Source organism: Mesorhizobium sp. B2-3-14 (assembly GCF_006442175.1).
GTDB classification, from domain to species: domain Bacteria; phylum Pseudomonadota; class Alphaproteobacteria; order Rhizobiales; family Rhizobiaceae; genus Mesorhizobium; species Mesorhizobium australicum.
Genome location: NZ_VFVP01000017.1, coordinates 106,286 through 120,624 on the forward strand (window position 1 = coordinate 106,286; position 14,339 = coordinate 120,624).

Below are 14,339 nucleotides of genomic sequence, written 5' to 3' on the forward strand. Positions count from 1 at the left end.
GTTCACATCTTGGGGAGATATTGATCGGGCATCGGCGAACCGGGGAACCACTTTTCATAGAGAGTCTTCCAGGTGCCGTCCTGCATGGCTGCATGCAGGGCAGTGTTCAGTGCAGTACGCAGCTTGTCGTTGCCCTTGCGAATGACGAAGCCCGCAGGCGCATCGAACGACGGAACATTGACCGCAATCTTCAGCTCCGGGTAGCGCTTGCCATAGTCCTTGGCCGCCTCATAATCGAGAAAATGAGCGTCGACGGTGCCGTTGTTGAGCGCTGAGACGGCCGAGTTGTTGTCCGGAAATTTGACCAGATCAGTTCCAGCAAAATTTTTTGCTGCGTAGATTTCCTGCAGCGTGCCCTGCACGACGCCAAGACGCTTGCCCTTGAGCCCGTCAGCCGATGTGATCGTCTTGTCCGCAGTCAGCACCGACAGGTACCCGGCGAGATAGCCGTCCGAAAAATCGACCGTCTTCTTACGCGCTTCCGTGGTGCCGATTGCGGCCACCGCGACGTCGAAGCGCCCATTGGCGACCGACGGCATCAGGGCCGAGAATTCCTGACCGGTGAAGATCACCTGATCGGACTTGAAACCTAGCCGGCTCGCGACATTCCGGAACAGTTCAATGTCGAAACCTGTGAAAGTGCCATCGGCCTGGGTAAAGGCGTAAGGCTTCGCATCACCCATTGTGCCGACGCTGATGACCTTGGCGTCGATAAGCCCGTAGGGATTGTCTTGCGCCGCACTGGCCTGCGAAACGAAAGCGGCAGCGACGCACGCAATTGCAAGAGCCACTCCGCCAGCCCGGACCGGCGCTATTAGCCATTTCATAATTCCAAACCTGCTCACGTCTTCTCTCCACTCTGAAGGTCAGTTGTTCTTGGTATTGACTTGGGCCGCCTCTCGGCCGACTCGTCATCCGCGGCTGCGAGGTCCCTGCGGACGTACCGCAAAAGAGACCGGTTTCCATGTTATGAGACCGGTCTCAATCGTAAAGCTATCGCCCGATTGACCTCCCGTCAACATTTCTTGTAGTCGTTCGTACGATGACGAAAGTCCCATTTAGAGCCAGACCCAAAACGGTCGCCGATGTAGCGCGAGCGGCAAATGTCTCAAAAGCGACGGCCGCGCGCGTGCTGGGCGGGTATGGGGTGGTCAGCGACACGGTCCGTGAGAGCGTCACGGCGGCCGCCAAGGCCCTGGATTATCGGCCGAACGAACTCGCCCGCAGCATGACGACCGGAAGATCGGGCATCATCGGGGTGGTCGTCGGCGACATCGAAAATCCGTTCTTCAGTCTGGCCGTGCGAGGCATCAGCGATGCGGCCAAAGGCGCCGGTTTCAACGTCATTTTGGCGAACTCCGGCGAGAAGATCGAAGCGGAAAAGGCGGCTGTACGGCTATTGATCGGCAAGCGCGTCGACGGGCTGATCGTGACACCCTCGGAGTCACGCGACATCACCCATCTGCGCGACATCCATCGTTCCGGTCGGCCGCTTGCCCTGCTTGACCGAGCCCTGCCCGACCTGGATGTCGACACGGTCACGGTTGACGACCGCAACGCCGCCATGCAGGCGACGCGAGTGCTCATAGACGCCGGTCATCGCAATATCGCCTATGTCACTGCGGTCGATGCCAAGGGCAACGAATATATTGACCTTCGGCAAATCTACACGTCGTCGGTCCGCGAGCGCATTGATGGCTTCCTCACTACGTGCAGAGGGGCCGGCGTCGATCGACCTGAGCGCCACGTCCGGCTCGGCGCGACGAGCTCCGAAGCGACACTCAGGATCACTGGCGAACTGCTCTCCCAGCCGGACCGGCCCACCGCGATCCTTGCCTCAGACAGTGTCATTGCGCTGGAAATCCTGCGGACTATCCGCCAACGCGGCATGAAGATCCCCGACGACATTTCGCTGATCACCTTTCACGATGCGGACTGGACCGGTGTCACAACTCCGCCGATCACCGTCGTTGACCAGCCGGTCTATGCACTTGGCCATAGCGTCGCGGAACTGCTCATTCGCCGCCTGAAAGGCGATATCCAACCGCCGGAAAGGCTGGTCCTGCGGACCGCGATCATCGCACGAGGCTCGGTGGGTCCACCACATCCGTGAGCCCACCACAGTTGACACAGCGCCATATCTTCACCTCGAATGGAACCAAGGAGACGACGACACCGATGGCTAAGAGCCCTAGAGGCCTCACCGGACGTTCGCTTGTGGCGTAGCGACCCCGCATGGAAGTCGTTGGTGCAAAAGAGGTGACGAGCAAAGCCGCACCAAGCAATTCACGTGGCGGGCAAATCCCCAACCAGAAGTGACTTGGCCCAGTGCAGTCGGAGCGCACATCAGGCGGCCATGTCCGCCCATCTCAGTTCCGAGAGGCTGTTGTCGCACAAGGATGGCGAGACTGGCAGTACGCAACCCGTGCGCCTCCCGTTAACCCGCAAGCGGCACCGCTCTTGAAGCTAGCCCTTCGCGATCGCCCTATGCAGCACTGAAGGAAATCGTCTCGACGATGTCCGGGCGTGGAGACCTGCCCTCTGGCCACCCTTGGACCGGAACTGACTGGTTCCGCCGCTTCGGAACAAAGGCGAGCGTTCATCATTCCTTGCTGGAAGGGATGAGGTTTCAGCAGGCAGGGATATGGACACGAAAACTTTGATCCTGGGAACCTTGGCGCTTTGCCTTGCGGCTCCAACCATCTCTTCGGCCGCCGAGGCTGACGTGGTGATCTCCGCCCATCACCGGCATCACCATAACGGCATCAGATACAATGATGAGGGAGTTCGTCTTCATTACCGACCTCTCCGCCAAATTGCGTTCTATGACAGCGGTGATCATGAATGGCGCCACCGCCACGACCGCCGCGACACCGTCACCGTGACGAATTCCGTCCACCGTCATAACCAAAACCGTCCCGTGGTCATTCAGCAGGACGGCGGCGACAACGACTAACTGCCTGCGGACCCCCGGCTCCATGCCTCAAGGAAGGAGCCGGGTCAATCATGCTGGTGGTAGGCGGACCACTGGAGCGGCGTTTTGGAGATTGCCAGAGGTGGCAGTTCTAGTGCTTATCAACGATGGAGCTGGAGCGGTCGCCGCACTCGACGACATTGCCACGACCGTACATGTCGGCTTGCTGAAGCGCGGAATCGAAGCAGAGGTAAGACTGGTCGCGGGCGGCCAGATCAGCGAAGCCGCCTCGCAATTCGTAAGCCAACAGACGAGGTCAGGTGAAAACATTCTGGTCGCCGGCGGCGGGGATGGCACACTCAGCTCTGCCGCGGCCGTCCTCGCCGAGACTGAGGTGGCCTTGGGTGTTCTCCCGCTTGGCACCCTCAATCACTTTGCAAAGGACCTCGGCGTGCCACTGGAACTTGAAGCGGCGATGGATGTAATCGCGGCGAGACGCCCGGTGCTCGTCGACGTCGCGGAGGTGAACGGTCGCGTTTTCCTGAACAACTCGTCGATCGGCCTCTATCCATTCTTTGTCGCGGAACGCTCTGCAGAACAGAAGCGACGTGGAGCGGGGAAACTAGCGGCAATCGGTCCCGCTCTTGTCAGGACGTTCAGGGCGGTATCTTGGCAGCTTGTGCGTATCAGCGCCGACAGCGGTGCGGACCAGGTGCTGACACCGTGCGTTTTCGTCGGCAACAATTTCTACGATGCCGGCGATTTTGGGCGCCGCAAAAGCCTGTCTTCGCGAGAACTGTGCGTTTATGTCGTCAGGCAGCGAACGTGGCTGGGACTGGCATTGCTCCCGTTCAAGATCGCTCTCGGCCTGATCGATACGCATCGCGACTTGGAACTGCTTCGGCCGTCCCGAATCGAGATCACCTCGAACAGAAGAGAGACCCTCGTTTCGGTGGACGGCGAGGCAATAAGGATGAAGATGCCGCTTCACTTTCAAACTCGAGCAGCGGCACTAAAGGTCCTCTCATTCCGCGACCCGGATACGAAGTAACCCCAGGTGGGAGATTGTGTTTGCAAACACTTGTGCACCTGTCCGACCTACATTTTGGCACCACGGACACCCGCATAGTAGATGCGATTGGCGCCGAGGTCTGGGCATGCGAACCAGATTTGGTGGTTATATCCGGTGATCTGACCCAACGAGCTCGCCGGGCGGAATTCCGTCAAGCACGAGAATTCCTCAATGCGCTTCCCACCCCACAAATTGTGGTGCCTGGCAATCACGACGTACCGCTCTTCAACGTCTTCGCGCGAACGCTCACGCCTCTTGCTCGATACAAGCACTATATCGAGGCAGATACGGATCCTTTTTATATTGATGACGAACTCGCAGTGGTCGGTATCAACACTGCACGGTCCTTTACAATCAAGGACGGCAGGATCAATGCCGGCCAGCTTGCTGCCATGACTGCCCGGTTTGGAGGCCTGGCTGACGAGACCACCAGGGTAGTCGTCACCCATCACCCGTTCGAAGGGCGAACAATCGGCCACGGAACCGGAGTCGTCGGACGAGCCAAAATGGCCATGGAGGCGTTCTCGAAAAGCCGCGTCGACATAATCTTGTCGGGCCATCATCACCTCCAACAAGCCAATCTCAGTACCGTTCGTTATGCGAAAGCGCGATATGCAGCGTTGCTCATACAGGCAGGGACCGCCGTCTCAACGCGCCGTCGCGACGCAGCCAACTCGTTCAACGTAATCCGCGTCGAACGTCCACGGATACGCCTTGAATGTCGTGCTTGGCAGCCGCAGGCGGGACAGTTCTCCACTTCGGCGAAGTATTCGTTCGGTCTGGGTCAAGATGGATGGGCGCTGGACGAAGCGTGACCCAGCAGCGGCCCAACCTGTTCGGACTTGACTTGATGGCGCCTCGGCAGCGAGCGGGGTACAAGGATTGACGAGACTTATCGGTTCGCTAGCTTGAACGGATGGAAATCAACCCGCCCTCTTCGTCAAACGGCTTTCTGCGAGGCTTTCGCAGCGACGCTATTTGGCTGATCGCCTCATTGCTTGTGGCTGGCGGCCTTGTCCTCGGATTCAGCCTCCTGGCCGAGGAGGTTATCGAGGGTGACACGAGCACATTCGACCGCGCCGTTCTTATGGCGTTTCGGAGCGCCGATGATCCAACGAATCTGATTGGCCCGCCGTGGCTGGAAGAAATGGGCCGCGACGTCACGGCCCTCGGCAGCGTTGCGTTCCTGGGTTTTGTCTCGCTGGCGGCCATAGGTTACCTGCTGATAACGCAAAAGCGCAGATACGTCTGGCTGGTCGCCGCCGCCGTGGCTGGTGGTGAGGCCCTGAGCACAGTTCTCAAGGTCGCGTTTGATCGCCAGAGGCCCGACATTTTCCACACCACCAGAGTATTTACCGCCAGCTTTCCGAGCGGCCACGCGATGTTGTCCGCTGTCACTTTCCTTACGCTTGGAGCTTTGCTGGCCAGGGCAAGTCCTGATCGCCGGGTGAAAGGGTATTTCGTTGGCCTGGCGGTGTTCCTGACCATCATGGTCGGATTGAGCCGGATCTATCTCGGCGTCCACTACCCCACGGATGTACTTGCAGGATGGTGCGTGGGATCAGCTTGGGCAATCCTTTGCTGGTCGGCGGCCCATTTTATCGAACAGCGGCGCGCGTTCTGATCCCCTCACCTACCCTGTAGTCACGAAAAAATGCCAACGCCCGTTAACTCAGTGAGAGCCAGACGTCTATCCCGTGGCCGGCCATCTGCGAGATTGCGCGAAGCATTCTAAAGCCTTGGCGTCCATCGGTCGGCCGAGCGCGTAGCCCTGCAGCAGGTCGCAGCCGAGCTCTTTCAAGATGCGCGCATGCTCCATCGTCTCGACGCCCTCGGCCACCACTTCGATTCCGAGCGATTTCCCGATCTCGATGATGGATGACACCAAACGGCGTTGCGGCAGCGAGCTGGTGATGGGTGTGATCAGCTGGCGATCGATCTTCAGTCGCCGCGGCTGAAGCTTGAGCAGACTGACGATCGAGGCGTAGCCGGTGCCGAAATCGTCGATCTCAATGTCGATACCGAGGTCCTTAATGTGCTCGATGTTCCAGGCCACGAGGTCGTCATTCTCATCGAGGAAGATGGACTCGACAAGTTCGAAGGAGACCGTACCTTCGCCGATGTTGAGCTTGCGTAGGCCATCGATCAGGTCCTTGTCCTCAAGCCGGCGTGCCGAAACGTTGACCGAAACGTGTGGAATGTCGAGGTGTTGAAGCTGCCAGCGCTCAAAGTCGGCCAACGCCCTTTTGAGGACCGTTCGGTCGATCAGCGCGACGACGTTCAGTTCCTCCGCTACCCTGAGAAAGACGTCGGGACCCAGGATCCCGCGCGTCGGGTGCTGCCAGCGTGCTAAGGCTTCCACGCCGACAATGTCCAACGTTTCGGCGTCAAACTGCGGCTGGTAGAAAACGATGAATTCGTTGCGCTCGAGGCCACCCAGGATCTCGTCGGCGGTCCGCTTGGTCTGCACGATTTCACTTTGCAGCTCGTCGTTGAAGAACTCGTAGCGGTTTCGGCCCCGGCTCTTCGCCCGGTAGAGGGCGAGATCGGCATTGACCAGGAGCTGCCGTGCGTCGAACCCCTCGCCCGTATTCGCCGCAATACCGATGCTGACGCCGAACCGGCATTGGTGGCCACGAAAATCGACGGGTTGCCGCATCTCATCGATGATGCGGTCGGCCAGCGCGGCGAGCTCGGCGTCGTCGCGCCCGGCGCAAATCACCACGAACTCGTCGCCGCCAATGCGTGCCACGAAGTCGGCTGGTCCCGCATTAGCCGTGATGACCTTCGAGGCATGCATCAACATGGCGTCACCGGCCGCGTGTCCGAGCGTGTCGTTGATCTGCTTGAATCGGTCGAGATCCAGATGCAGGAGCGCAGTTCGTTCTCCCCGACGCGTGCTCGTCGCCAGCATGTCGTCGAGATAGCGGCGGTTCGGCAGCCCGGTGAGCGAATCGTGGAGCGCCACATGTTCGATGCGCCCCTTGGCCACTTCAAGCTCGGCGTTCCTGAGTTCCGACAGATGCCTTTCTCGCACTAGGTTTTCATTGAGCTCGACGTCGCTTGTCACGTCCCATTCGGCGCCGATCATCCTGGGCGTCTCGTTGCGCTCCTGGAAATAGGTCGCGCGCGTGCGCACATGCCGGATCTCGCCATTCGGATGGACAATCCGGTATTGCGAGGAATAGGGGCCCTTCACCGCCGCCGCGGCATCGAAATCCTGCTGCGCCCGTTCGATGTCCTGCGGATGAATCACTGACGCCCAGTCATCATAGCCGCGCGGCTTCCGGTCAGCCGGCTTGCCGTAGATTTCGTTGACTCGGTCGTCCCACACCAGCTCGTTGGTGGCGATGTTGTGCTCCCAGACACCGATCCCCGACGCATCCAGCGCGAGTTCCAGGCGACCGGACAATCGCCTGAGCTCGGCGAAGTTTTTCTGCCTTTCGCCGAACAGCCGCCCCGCAACGAGAATGGGCAGCACGACAAGCGCACCGGCCAATAGCATGATGGCCCGCAAGATCCAGGCATTCTTCGCCGATGAGGCCCAGCCACCTTTTGGGATTGCGGCGATCTGCCAGGAACCGGAGGGCAGGTGCACCGTCTCGGTCACTGGGTTGGCGCGCGTTATACTCTCGCCACCGAAAAAGCGATCACCAGTCCCGCCAAGACCGTCCTTGCCGGTCAGGGCGATCTCGATATCGAGATCGGCGTCCAAAAGGCCGCTTGCTTTATAGAGGCGCTCGACATCAACGACGGCCGAGACGATGCCCCAGAAGCGCTCACCACCGCCCGCCGTCTTCACGAAGACCGGAAAGCGGCCAATGAAGCCATGGCCGCCCTGCGCCAGGTCGACCGGACCGGCCAGCACGGGCGCCCGCAGGTCGCGCGCCCTGAGGGCGGCGGTGCGTTGGGCATCGTTCTTGCGGTAATCCAGGCCGATGGCCTTTTCGTTGCCAACCATTGGATACATGAGCGAGATAATGAGGTCCGGCGCGCCAGCGATGTTGCGCAGTTGAGATTCCTGCTCAAGCAGGTTGCTTGCCAGCGCCGCAAACCTCTGTTGCCCCATATAGGGCTCGGTCACGATTGCCGAAACGAGGCCGCGCGTAAGCTGGAGATTGCCGTTGATGTTGCCTTCCAGCTTGGTCCTTATGATGTTCACTTTGGCCAAGACGTCGGCGCGCGCCAATTGGTCTGAAACGATCCTGTTTTCCCGGTCCGCCAAAACAGCGCAGATTACAAGCACCACAAAAGCGATCGCCGCCGGCACGTTTGCCGAAGAAAAAAACGAGTGTCTCAACCGGCTGAGACTGGATGCGGTGCTGGCCAATTGACCCAAATACCTTTCCCGGGACTAACCCTCGGCCGACCCTAGTAGAAAGTACTTAAATTTGGTTTTCCATGATGCCGGGCAATTTCAGCATTGGGTGGCGATAGCAAGGAGGTCACGTCCGGCGTGGGATCTCAGACAGCGGCACTCTTGGAAGCAGCGCTCCCGACGAGCATCCCGACCTGCCCGGACGAGCAAGACGCCGCGCCTGGCTGGGTGCATCGGAAGGGCAATTTGACGTGCCTGCAGGTTGGGAGCGGGACGGCGGCCCCCCGCGCTCTCACTTTCGATATCGCGCCATAATAGCGCTGAGCCAGTTGAACAGACTGATTTCCTCAGGTCGCCCCTCCGCCTCCTGAATGGCGGTGCGGAGCGTGAGCTCCACCAGATCATCTGCAGCCTCGACGGATTGCGCTCGATAGGAGCGGGCGACCAATCTGAGCGCGGCAATCAGGCGTGGATCTGTTGCGTCGGAAAGTTCATCTGCCGCAACCTGGAGAATTTTTCGGCTATCGGTTTGGTCTTGAAGCATGACATCCATCCCTGTTCTGGGGGGCGGTTCGTCACCGGAGTCGCGCTGACCATCGACGGATGGCGCAAACGCGTAAAACACCAGAGTCAACTTTGAAGCGTCCGCAGGCCGGACTGATAGAGCCGTTTACAGACTAAGCCGGGTATCGGACCGAGCAAGCTCAAATGATAAGTGAAGGGGAGTTGGTACCAATCCGACAATCGAAATGCTGCCGGCTTGCTTTGAAGCGTCTTCACTTGGACTTTCTCGCTGCTTTTGAGCCTTGTGCGCTTGCAGCAGATGTTTTGGCATCTTTTGAATGGGCCGCGACTGGCGCCAGCACCGGTCGCCTTCCGCGAAACCTGGTCTCTGTAGCGACGTCTCGACCCCCGCTGTGTCGCGTACCGGCTGGGTCATCTCTCCGCAATTTCCAGCAGCAATGAAACAATGGGCTAAGCCTTGTCCTGACGTTCAGCAAATCACGGCTCGGCCGTCGGAGCACTAGGACGGCTCGATAGCAGCATTTGAAGAGAGAGGCTCAGCCTGACCAGCTTCTTGTCATTCTCGTCCCGGATTTCAATCGCCAATTGATGCCCGTCGACGTCCTTCAGGGAGTCTCGAGTCAAGTCGATCAGACCTGCTAGCGCCTCGTTTCGTGCGGCTTCGATCCCCCCACATTCGATGCCTGTCTCATCTTTGATGACCGCATCGCTTTCGTAGGTGTCAAAGAAATATCTCGCCATAGAACCCACCTCCACCTCACAAGCTCGTCGCGTTCCTTTGGTGCAGGTAGGCGGTCTCAAAGTCTCCGGCTCGAACGAGGCCAGGCCAGTCAACAGCGTGAAATCGGGAGCCCTCGGTAACAATCAGTCCGTCGCCTCGAAGATCCTGCAGCGTTCGGTTCACGTGCACGGTCGACAAGCCCAAGGCGTCGGCAAGTTCCGCCTGCGTAATCGGAAGCTCCGCCACATGGTCCTTGATGAGCCCCATAGCGCGAAGGCGGACGATGAGTTCGCACAGAATATGCGCCATGCGGGCATACGCGTCGCGCCTTCCAACGTTGGTGACCCACTCTCGATATATAGCCGCGTCGATCAGCGTCGAGCGCCAAAACACCGTCGCAATCGAAGGATGTTGGTCGCAAATGGCCCGCAACGCATCATGCCGCATGAAGCCAACGCTGACGCGCGTGAGTGGTGAGAAGGTACAATCCAAAACAGACAGGTGCATTCCGTGGAGATCAGGAATGTCGCCCGGAACAAAGAACGATGTGATCTGCCGTTTACCCTCCCCAGTCAATTTTGTGGACCCCACCAGACCCTCCAGGATCACAAATGAATGGGTGGGGCGATCTCCTTCGCGCACAATGTCCTGATCGGCCTGAAAGTCCCGCTTCTGGAATTCGATCCCCTCTAAAATGCCGATATCTGACTGCGTCAGATCACAGATTGTCTGAAGCTTACGGATCAAAACGTTCGGGGAAGTGGCCTGTGTCAATTTTCGTGACCGGATTGCGTTACGTGCCGAACTTGGGCTGGGCGCTAATGTTCCTTGCACCCGGTCTGGGAAGGACCTGTTAAAGGGCCCGAGGCGTTTGCCAACTCAACGGCTGCAGTTCCGGGGCGCCTGGACCCTTGGCCAGAGCTTTCGCCTCTCGGACGAGGATGCGCAATTCGTCCCGAGCAGCGAAATGAACTCCAGTGCTTGTGCCGCCGTCACTCCGGTCCCTTTCACGAGCTTTTGGACAATGCCGCGCACAGGCTCGAGCGTCATAGGAGGGAATCCTGGGGGCGTCCTGACTGTAGACATTTGACGTACATTCCAGGTTCGTTTCTCTCCCCTCGGGAAGCCGACGGCGTCGAAGTGCGTAGCGAGGAATGCTGAGCAGTTTCCGCTCACGCTTTTCTTTATACTGCGGCCGTCACGGGCATCGAGCCGGAACAAATTGGGTTGATTTCGGTTCGGAGAACCTGATCGAGGGATCTCATGACCTCCACCTTCAATTCGCCAATGCGTCCAATTTTCATCTCCGGGCCCCGATGCGCACGAGACGTAGAACCCCAGCCCTCTCGCTCGACGTCTCGCAGCGGCAGACACCTCCTCCTCGGGGAGGCTTAGAACTGGTTAGGAACCGGCAGACCTGGCTCGCGCAGATATATGGGCGGCCGTGATGTCGCCGTCGTCGCGGTTGGCCGCGCTGAGACGCATCCTGGGGAGCAGCCTGGGGCCGTCCGATGCATCAAATGGGCTCGGGCTCGATGGCGAGAAGAGAGTTCGGTGACTGATCTGACGCCGGAGCAATCGCGGATAGCGCGAGGTCTGCTGAATGGCCGCAGGTGCGGCTCGCTGCGAAGGCAGGCCTCAGCGAAGGTGCGATACGAGATTTCGAAAGCGGTCGGCGAGTGCCTGGCCCGCGTAAACTTTCAGCGATTCGAAATGCATTTGAAGCGGGCGGCATTCGGTTCTCCACAGATGGCCCGATCAAAGCACAAGGTGAAGCAGGAGCACTGGAGCAGTGCCCTGCGACCCGAGAAGGCGGTTAGGGAAATGCAGGCCGCCCCTTTGAAACCCAAGCAGGCCAAATGCTGTAGCCGCGCGTGCGGTAGCACAGGGCAGGAACGACGCCTTAGCCAGCCATGCGCTGCAGGCGTTTGGAGCGGGGGTGCGGCGGCAGCACCGGAGCAGAAGTTCGGGAAAGCCAACAAAGCCGCGGGATGAACCGGGAGCGAGCCGGCGGCCGCGGGTTGACATCGGCATCGACGCAGTGATCGACATGGTTCCGACCTCTGCCACAGCGAAGGAGAACCTCATGCCTTCATCCACAGCCGGATCAGCCATGCGGAGCCCGATCTGGCCTTTTCAGCAGAGCTATGCCCAGTTACCGGATCATTTCTTCGCGCGTGCCCCTCTCCACCCGGTTTCAAACCCCAGGCTAATCCGGCTGAACGAGCCCCTAGCTCTGGAGTTAAGGCTTGATCCCGATCACCTCGGGAGCCCTGCTGGGATCGCCGTGCTTGCCGGGAACAATTTTCCAGATGGACTGCACCCTATAGCTTTAGCCTACGCTGGCCACCAATTCGGCAACTTCGTCCCCCAACTGGGCGACGGACGCGCAGCACTGCTGGGCGAGGTCGTCGATATGCACGGCGTGCGTCGGGATATCCAGCTGAAGGGTTCAGGACCGACCCGATTTTCGCGCAACGGCGATGGCCGTGCTGCGCTTGGTCCGGTGCTTCGTGAATACGTGGTCAGCGAAGCAATGGCTGCGCTTGGCATACCGACCACCCGAAGTCTTGCGGCGGTGCTTACCGGGGACCCAGTCTACCGCGAGCGTCAGCTGCCAGGGGCTGTGCTGACCAGGGTGGCGGCGAGTCATATCCGTATCGGCACTTTCCAATACTTTGCCGCCCGCAATGATGTAGAAGCGCTGAAGCTCCTTTGCGACTATGCCATCCAGCGTCATTTTCCCGAGGCGGCCAGGAAACCGAGACCTTACCTGGCTCTGCTCGAGGCTGTGATCGCGGCGCAAGCGGAACTGGTGGCGCGGTGGATGTTGCTCGGCTTCATCCACGGCGTCATGAACACCGACAACATGTCGATATCCGGAGAGACGATTGACTATGGACCGTGCGCGTTCATGGATTCATACGATCCGCAAGCGGTGTTCAGCTCCATCGATCAATATGGCCGCTACGCCTACGGCAACCAACCTCGGGTGGCAGTCTGGAATCTGGCACGCTTCGCCGAGACCCTGCTGCCGCTCCTGAGCGAGCGCGAGGGTGAGTCAATCTCGCAGGCCGAGCAGGCACTAGGGGAATTTCACGCTCGCTACGAAGCTATTTTACATCGCGGGTTCAGGACAAAGCTTGGGCTGCTGAATGAAGCTGACGGTGACTTGGACCTTGCCAACGATCTGTTGGATGTGATGGCGCGTGGGCGAGCGGATTTCACGCTCACCTTCCGCTTGCTGGGAGATGACCTCGACATCCCTGGCGCCCAAGCTACCGCGAGGCGGCTGTTTGAGGATCCCGGCCCCTTCGATGCCTGGTCGATGCGCTGGCGAAATCGCTTGGCGCGGGACGGCGGCGCCACCTCGACGCGCAAAGCCGCGATGCACGGCAGCAATCCCAAGTTCATTCCTCGCAACCATCGCGTAGAGACAATGATCAAGGCTGCGGTGGAGGACGATGACTTCCGAATCTTCGAGCAATTGTTGGCAGTCGTGTCACGGCCGTTCGAGGAACAGCCCACGCTGTCCTATTATGCGAAACCACCCAAGCCGCACGAGCGCGTTCTGCAGACCTTCTGTGGCACGTGACATCCCCGCCATGCCGCGAGACGCCACCGACGCGGGCGAACTCTGTAGGGCCGGGTCAAGCTAACGAGACAGGCCTCAGGACGCGGGCGGGCGAGGCCTCTCGGAGCCAGGCGAAGGATCGATTGCGTCCGCCACCATCTCCCTCTTGGAACTGGGAAGGACCCTCATCAGCAGGATAAAAGTGGCGAGCACGAGGCAGACAGCGTTGGTGACTATGATGGGCCATTCGCCTTTAATGATGCCGAAAGTCAGCCACAGCACGAAGCCCAGCACAGTGATGGCATACATCCACGCGGATATGCCAGCCGTGTCCCGGGTCTTGATGATCTTCCAGGCTTGCGGGGCAAAACTGGTCATTGAGCACAGCGCTGCCAGCGAACCGATGAGCGTGACCTTTTCCACGCAACCAACCTCCGACTATCGGCTTCATTCGCACGCCCGAAAGGCCCGCTTGTTCGACCTCGGCGATACCGGCAAAGTCTTTGGGTACCGAGGGCACAGTGCTTCCCCGGTTGGAAGCCGCCCAGCGAGAGCCAATCACAGCACTGGCCGAGATGGCCAGGGACGCCCTGCCGCATGGGGATCTTCCCACACAATCTGTCAGCAGATCAGAGCGGCTTCTGAGGGTGGTGATCAGGTTCGAAGCTCAGCCGCTTTGAGCCGCGACAGCAAGTCGCGGAACGCTTGGATAAGGCGCCGTGTCTCCTCAATGGTACGAAGCAAGTCTTCAGCGCTCGCCCGCGCCCGACGGCTACCGAGGTGAGCTGCTTCCAAATAGATCTTGCGTGCTTGCCGGGGATCACTCATCGCTCGACTTTATAAGTTGGAAGCAAGCGGAAGAAACTAACGTGTGTTAAGGCAAGCGGATCTTTGTGATACCCCACCAAGTAGCAGTGCGTCTGGGCAACAACGAGCCCTGACACGTCGTCCGTCTCGCCGGCGGCTGACCGGTGACGCTGGGCGGCAGAAGGTGCGGTGCGTTGACGAAGCCAGGGTTGAGGCAGTTCGAACCCTGTCCAGAGGGATCTTCCAACATGTAAATTTACAGGAAATGAGCTTGAGGGCGACGCCGCCGGATCGCCCAGATTGCCGCCGAGGCTCAGATAGACGGTGTTATTCGGGCCAGACAACGGTCACCTCGACGTAATCGAGCACGCCAGGCACCGGCGCATTGGGCTTGCGAACGGTGACCTC

At 59.6% G+C, this 14,339-nt stretch carries 14 protein-coding genes and 1 pseudogene; 8 read left to right on the top strand and 7 right to left on the bottom strand.

Features of this window, described 5'->3' with window-relative positions; genetic code table 11:
* Positions 1-2: 2 nt before the first annotated feature.
* Positions 3-827 carry an ABC transporter substrate-binding protein gene (locus FJ950_RS28605; protein ID WP_140620537.1) on the bottom strand — a complete coding sequence of 275 codons (825 nt, stop codon included), beginning with the start codon at positions 825-827 and terminating at the stop codon, positions 3-5.
* 215 nt (positions 828-1,042) lie between these two features.
* On the opposite strand from FJ950_RS28605, the gene FJ950_RS28610 reads away from it, so the two are divergent.
* The 5 genes from FJ950_RS28610 (at position 1,043) to FJ950_RS28630 (ending at position 5,610) form a co-directional block, all read left to right on the top strand.
* On the top strand, positions 1,043-2,113 hold the full coding sequence (locus FJ950_RS28610) for a LacI family DNA-binding transcriptional regulator (protein WP_140620508.1): 1,071 nt from the start codon (positions 1,043-1,045) through the stop codon (positions 2,111-2,113).
* Positions 2,114-2,644: 531 nt separating this feature from the next.
* Complete coding sequence (locus FJ950_RS28615; protein ID WP_140620510.1) at positions 2,645-2,956, top strand: hypothetical protein; 312 nt, start codon at positions 2,645-2,647, stop codon at positions 2,954-2,956.
* Positions 2,957-3,068: 112 nt separating this feature from the next.
* The gene (locus tag FJ950_RS28620) at positions 3,069-3,965 is read left to right on the top strand and encodes a diacylglycerol kinase family protein (RefSeq protein ID WP_246681398.1); all 897 of its coding nucleotides are present in this window, start codon (positions 3,069-3,071) and stop codon (positions 3,963-3,965) included.
* A gap of 20 nt (positions 3,966-3,985) precedes the next feature.
* Positions 3,986-4,801, top strand: a complete 816-nt coding sequence (locus FJ950_RS28625; RefSeq protein ID WP_140620513.1) for a metallophosphoesterase — start codon at positions 3,986-3,988, stop codon at positions 4,799-4,801.
* A 101-nt stretch (positions 4,802-4,902) separates the two neighbouring features.
* Positions 4,903-5,610 carry a phosphatase PAP2 family protein gene (locus FJ950_RS28630; protein WP_140620515.1) on the top strand — a complete coding sequence of 236 codons (708 nt, stop codon included), beginning with the start codon at positions 4,903-4,905 and terminating at the stop codon, positions 5,608-5,610.
* A 66-nt stretch (positions 5,611-5,676) separates the two neighbouring features.
* Here FJ950_RS28630 and FJ950_RS28635 read toward each other — a convergent pair whose 3' ends face one another.
* Positions 5,677-8,232: an EAL domain-containing protein gene (locus FJ950_RS28635; protein WP_246681400.1), complete on the bottom strand. Its 2,556-nt coding sequence runs from the start codon at positions 8,230-8,232 to the stop codon at positions 5,677-5,679.
* On the opposite strand from FJ950_RS28635, the gene FJ950_RS30010 reads away from it, so the two are divergent.
* Positions 8,150-8,320 carry a hypothetical protein gene (locus tag FJ950_RS30010; RefSeq protein ID WP_224720335.1) on the top strand — a complete coding sequence of 57 codons (171 nt, stop codon included), beginning with the start codon at positions 8,150-8,152 and terminating at the stop codon, positions 8,318-8,320. The genes FJ950_RS28635 and FJ950_RS30010 overlap by 83 nt on opposite strands.
* A gap of 276 nt (positions 8,321-8,596) precedes the next feature.
* Here FJ950_RS30010 and FJ950_RS28640 read toward each other — a convergent pair whose 3' ends face one another.
* The 3 genes from FJ950_RS28640 to FJ950_RS28650 all read right to left on the bottom strand — a co-directional run bounded on the left by FJ950_RS28640 (position 8,597) and on the right by FJ950_RS28650 (position 10,324).
* Entirely contained in the window at positions 8,597-8,938 is a 342-nt protein-coding gene (locus tag FJ950_RS28640; RefSeq protein ID WP_140620519.1) for a hypothetical protein, read from the bottom strand.
* A gap of 368 nt (positions 8,939-9,306) precedes the next feature.
* Entirely contained in the window at positions 9,307-9,570 is a 264-nt protein-coding gene (locus FJ950_RS28645; protein WP_140620521.1) for a hypothetical protein, read from the bottom strand.
* A 16-nt stretch (positions 9,571-9,586) separates the two neighbouring features.
* Complete coding sequence (locus FJ950_RS28650; RefSeq protein WP_140620522.1) at positions 9,587-10,324, bottom strand: Crp/Fnr family transcriptional regulator; 738 nt, start codon at positions 10,322-10,324, stop codon at positions 9,587-9,589.
* A gap of 839 nt (positions 10,325-11,163) precedes the next feature.
* Here FJ950_RS28650 and FJ950_RS30015 point away from each other — a divergent pair.
* Both FJ950_RS30015 and FJ950_RS28660 read left to right on the top strand, forming a co-directional pair.
* Positions 11,164-11,370, top strand: coding sequence for a helix-turn-helix transcriptional regulator (locus tag FJ950_RS30015; protein ID WP_246681399.1), 207 nt, complete (start codon positions 11,164-11,166; stop codon positions 11,368-11,370).
* 266 nt (positions 11,371-11,636) lie between these two features.
* A complete protein-coding gene (locus FJ950_RS28660) occupies positions 11,637-13,145 on the top strand; it encodes a protein adenylyltransferase SelO (RefSeq protein ID WP_246677766.1) in 1,509 nt (502 codons plus the stop codon).
* A gap of 75 nt (positions 13,146-13,220) precedes the next feature.
* Here FJ950_RS28660 and FJ950_RS28665 read toward each other — a convergent pair whose 3' ends face one another.
* Positions 13,221-13,547 (bottom strand): SemiSWEET transporter, encoded by a 327-nt coding sequence (locus FJ950_RS28665; protein WP_140620524.1) that lies wholly within the window; start codon positions 13,545-13,547, stop codon positions 13,221-13,223.
* Positions 13,548-14,258: 711 nt separating this feature from the next.
* Positions 14,259-14,339, bottom strand: a pseudogene (locus tag FJ950_RS28675) (dihydroneopterin aldolase); the annotation flags it as partial.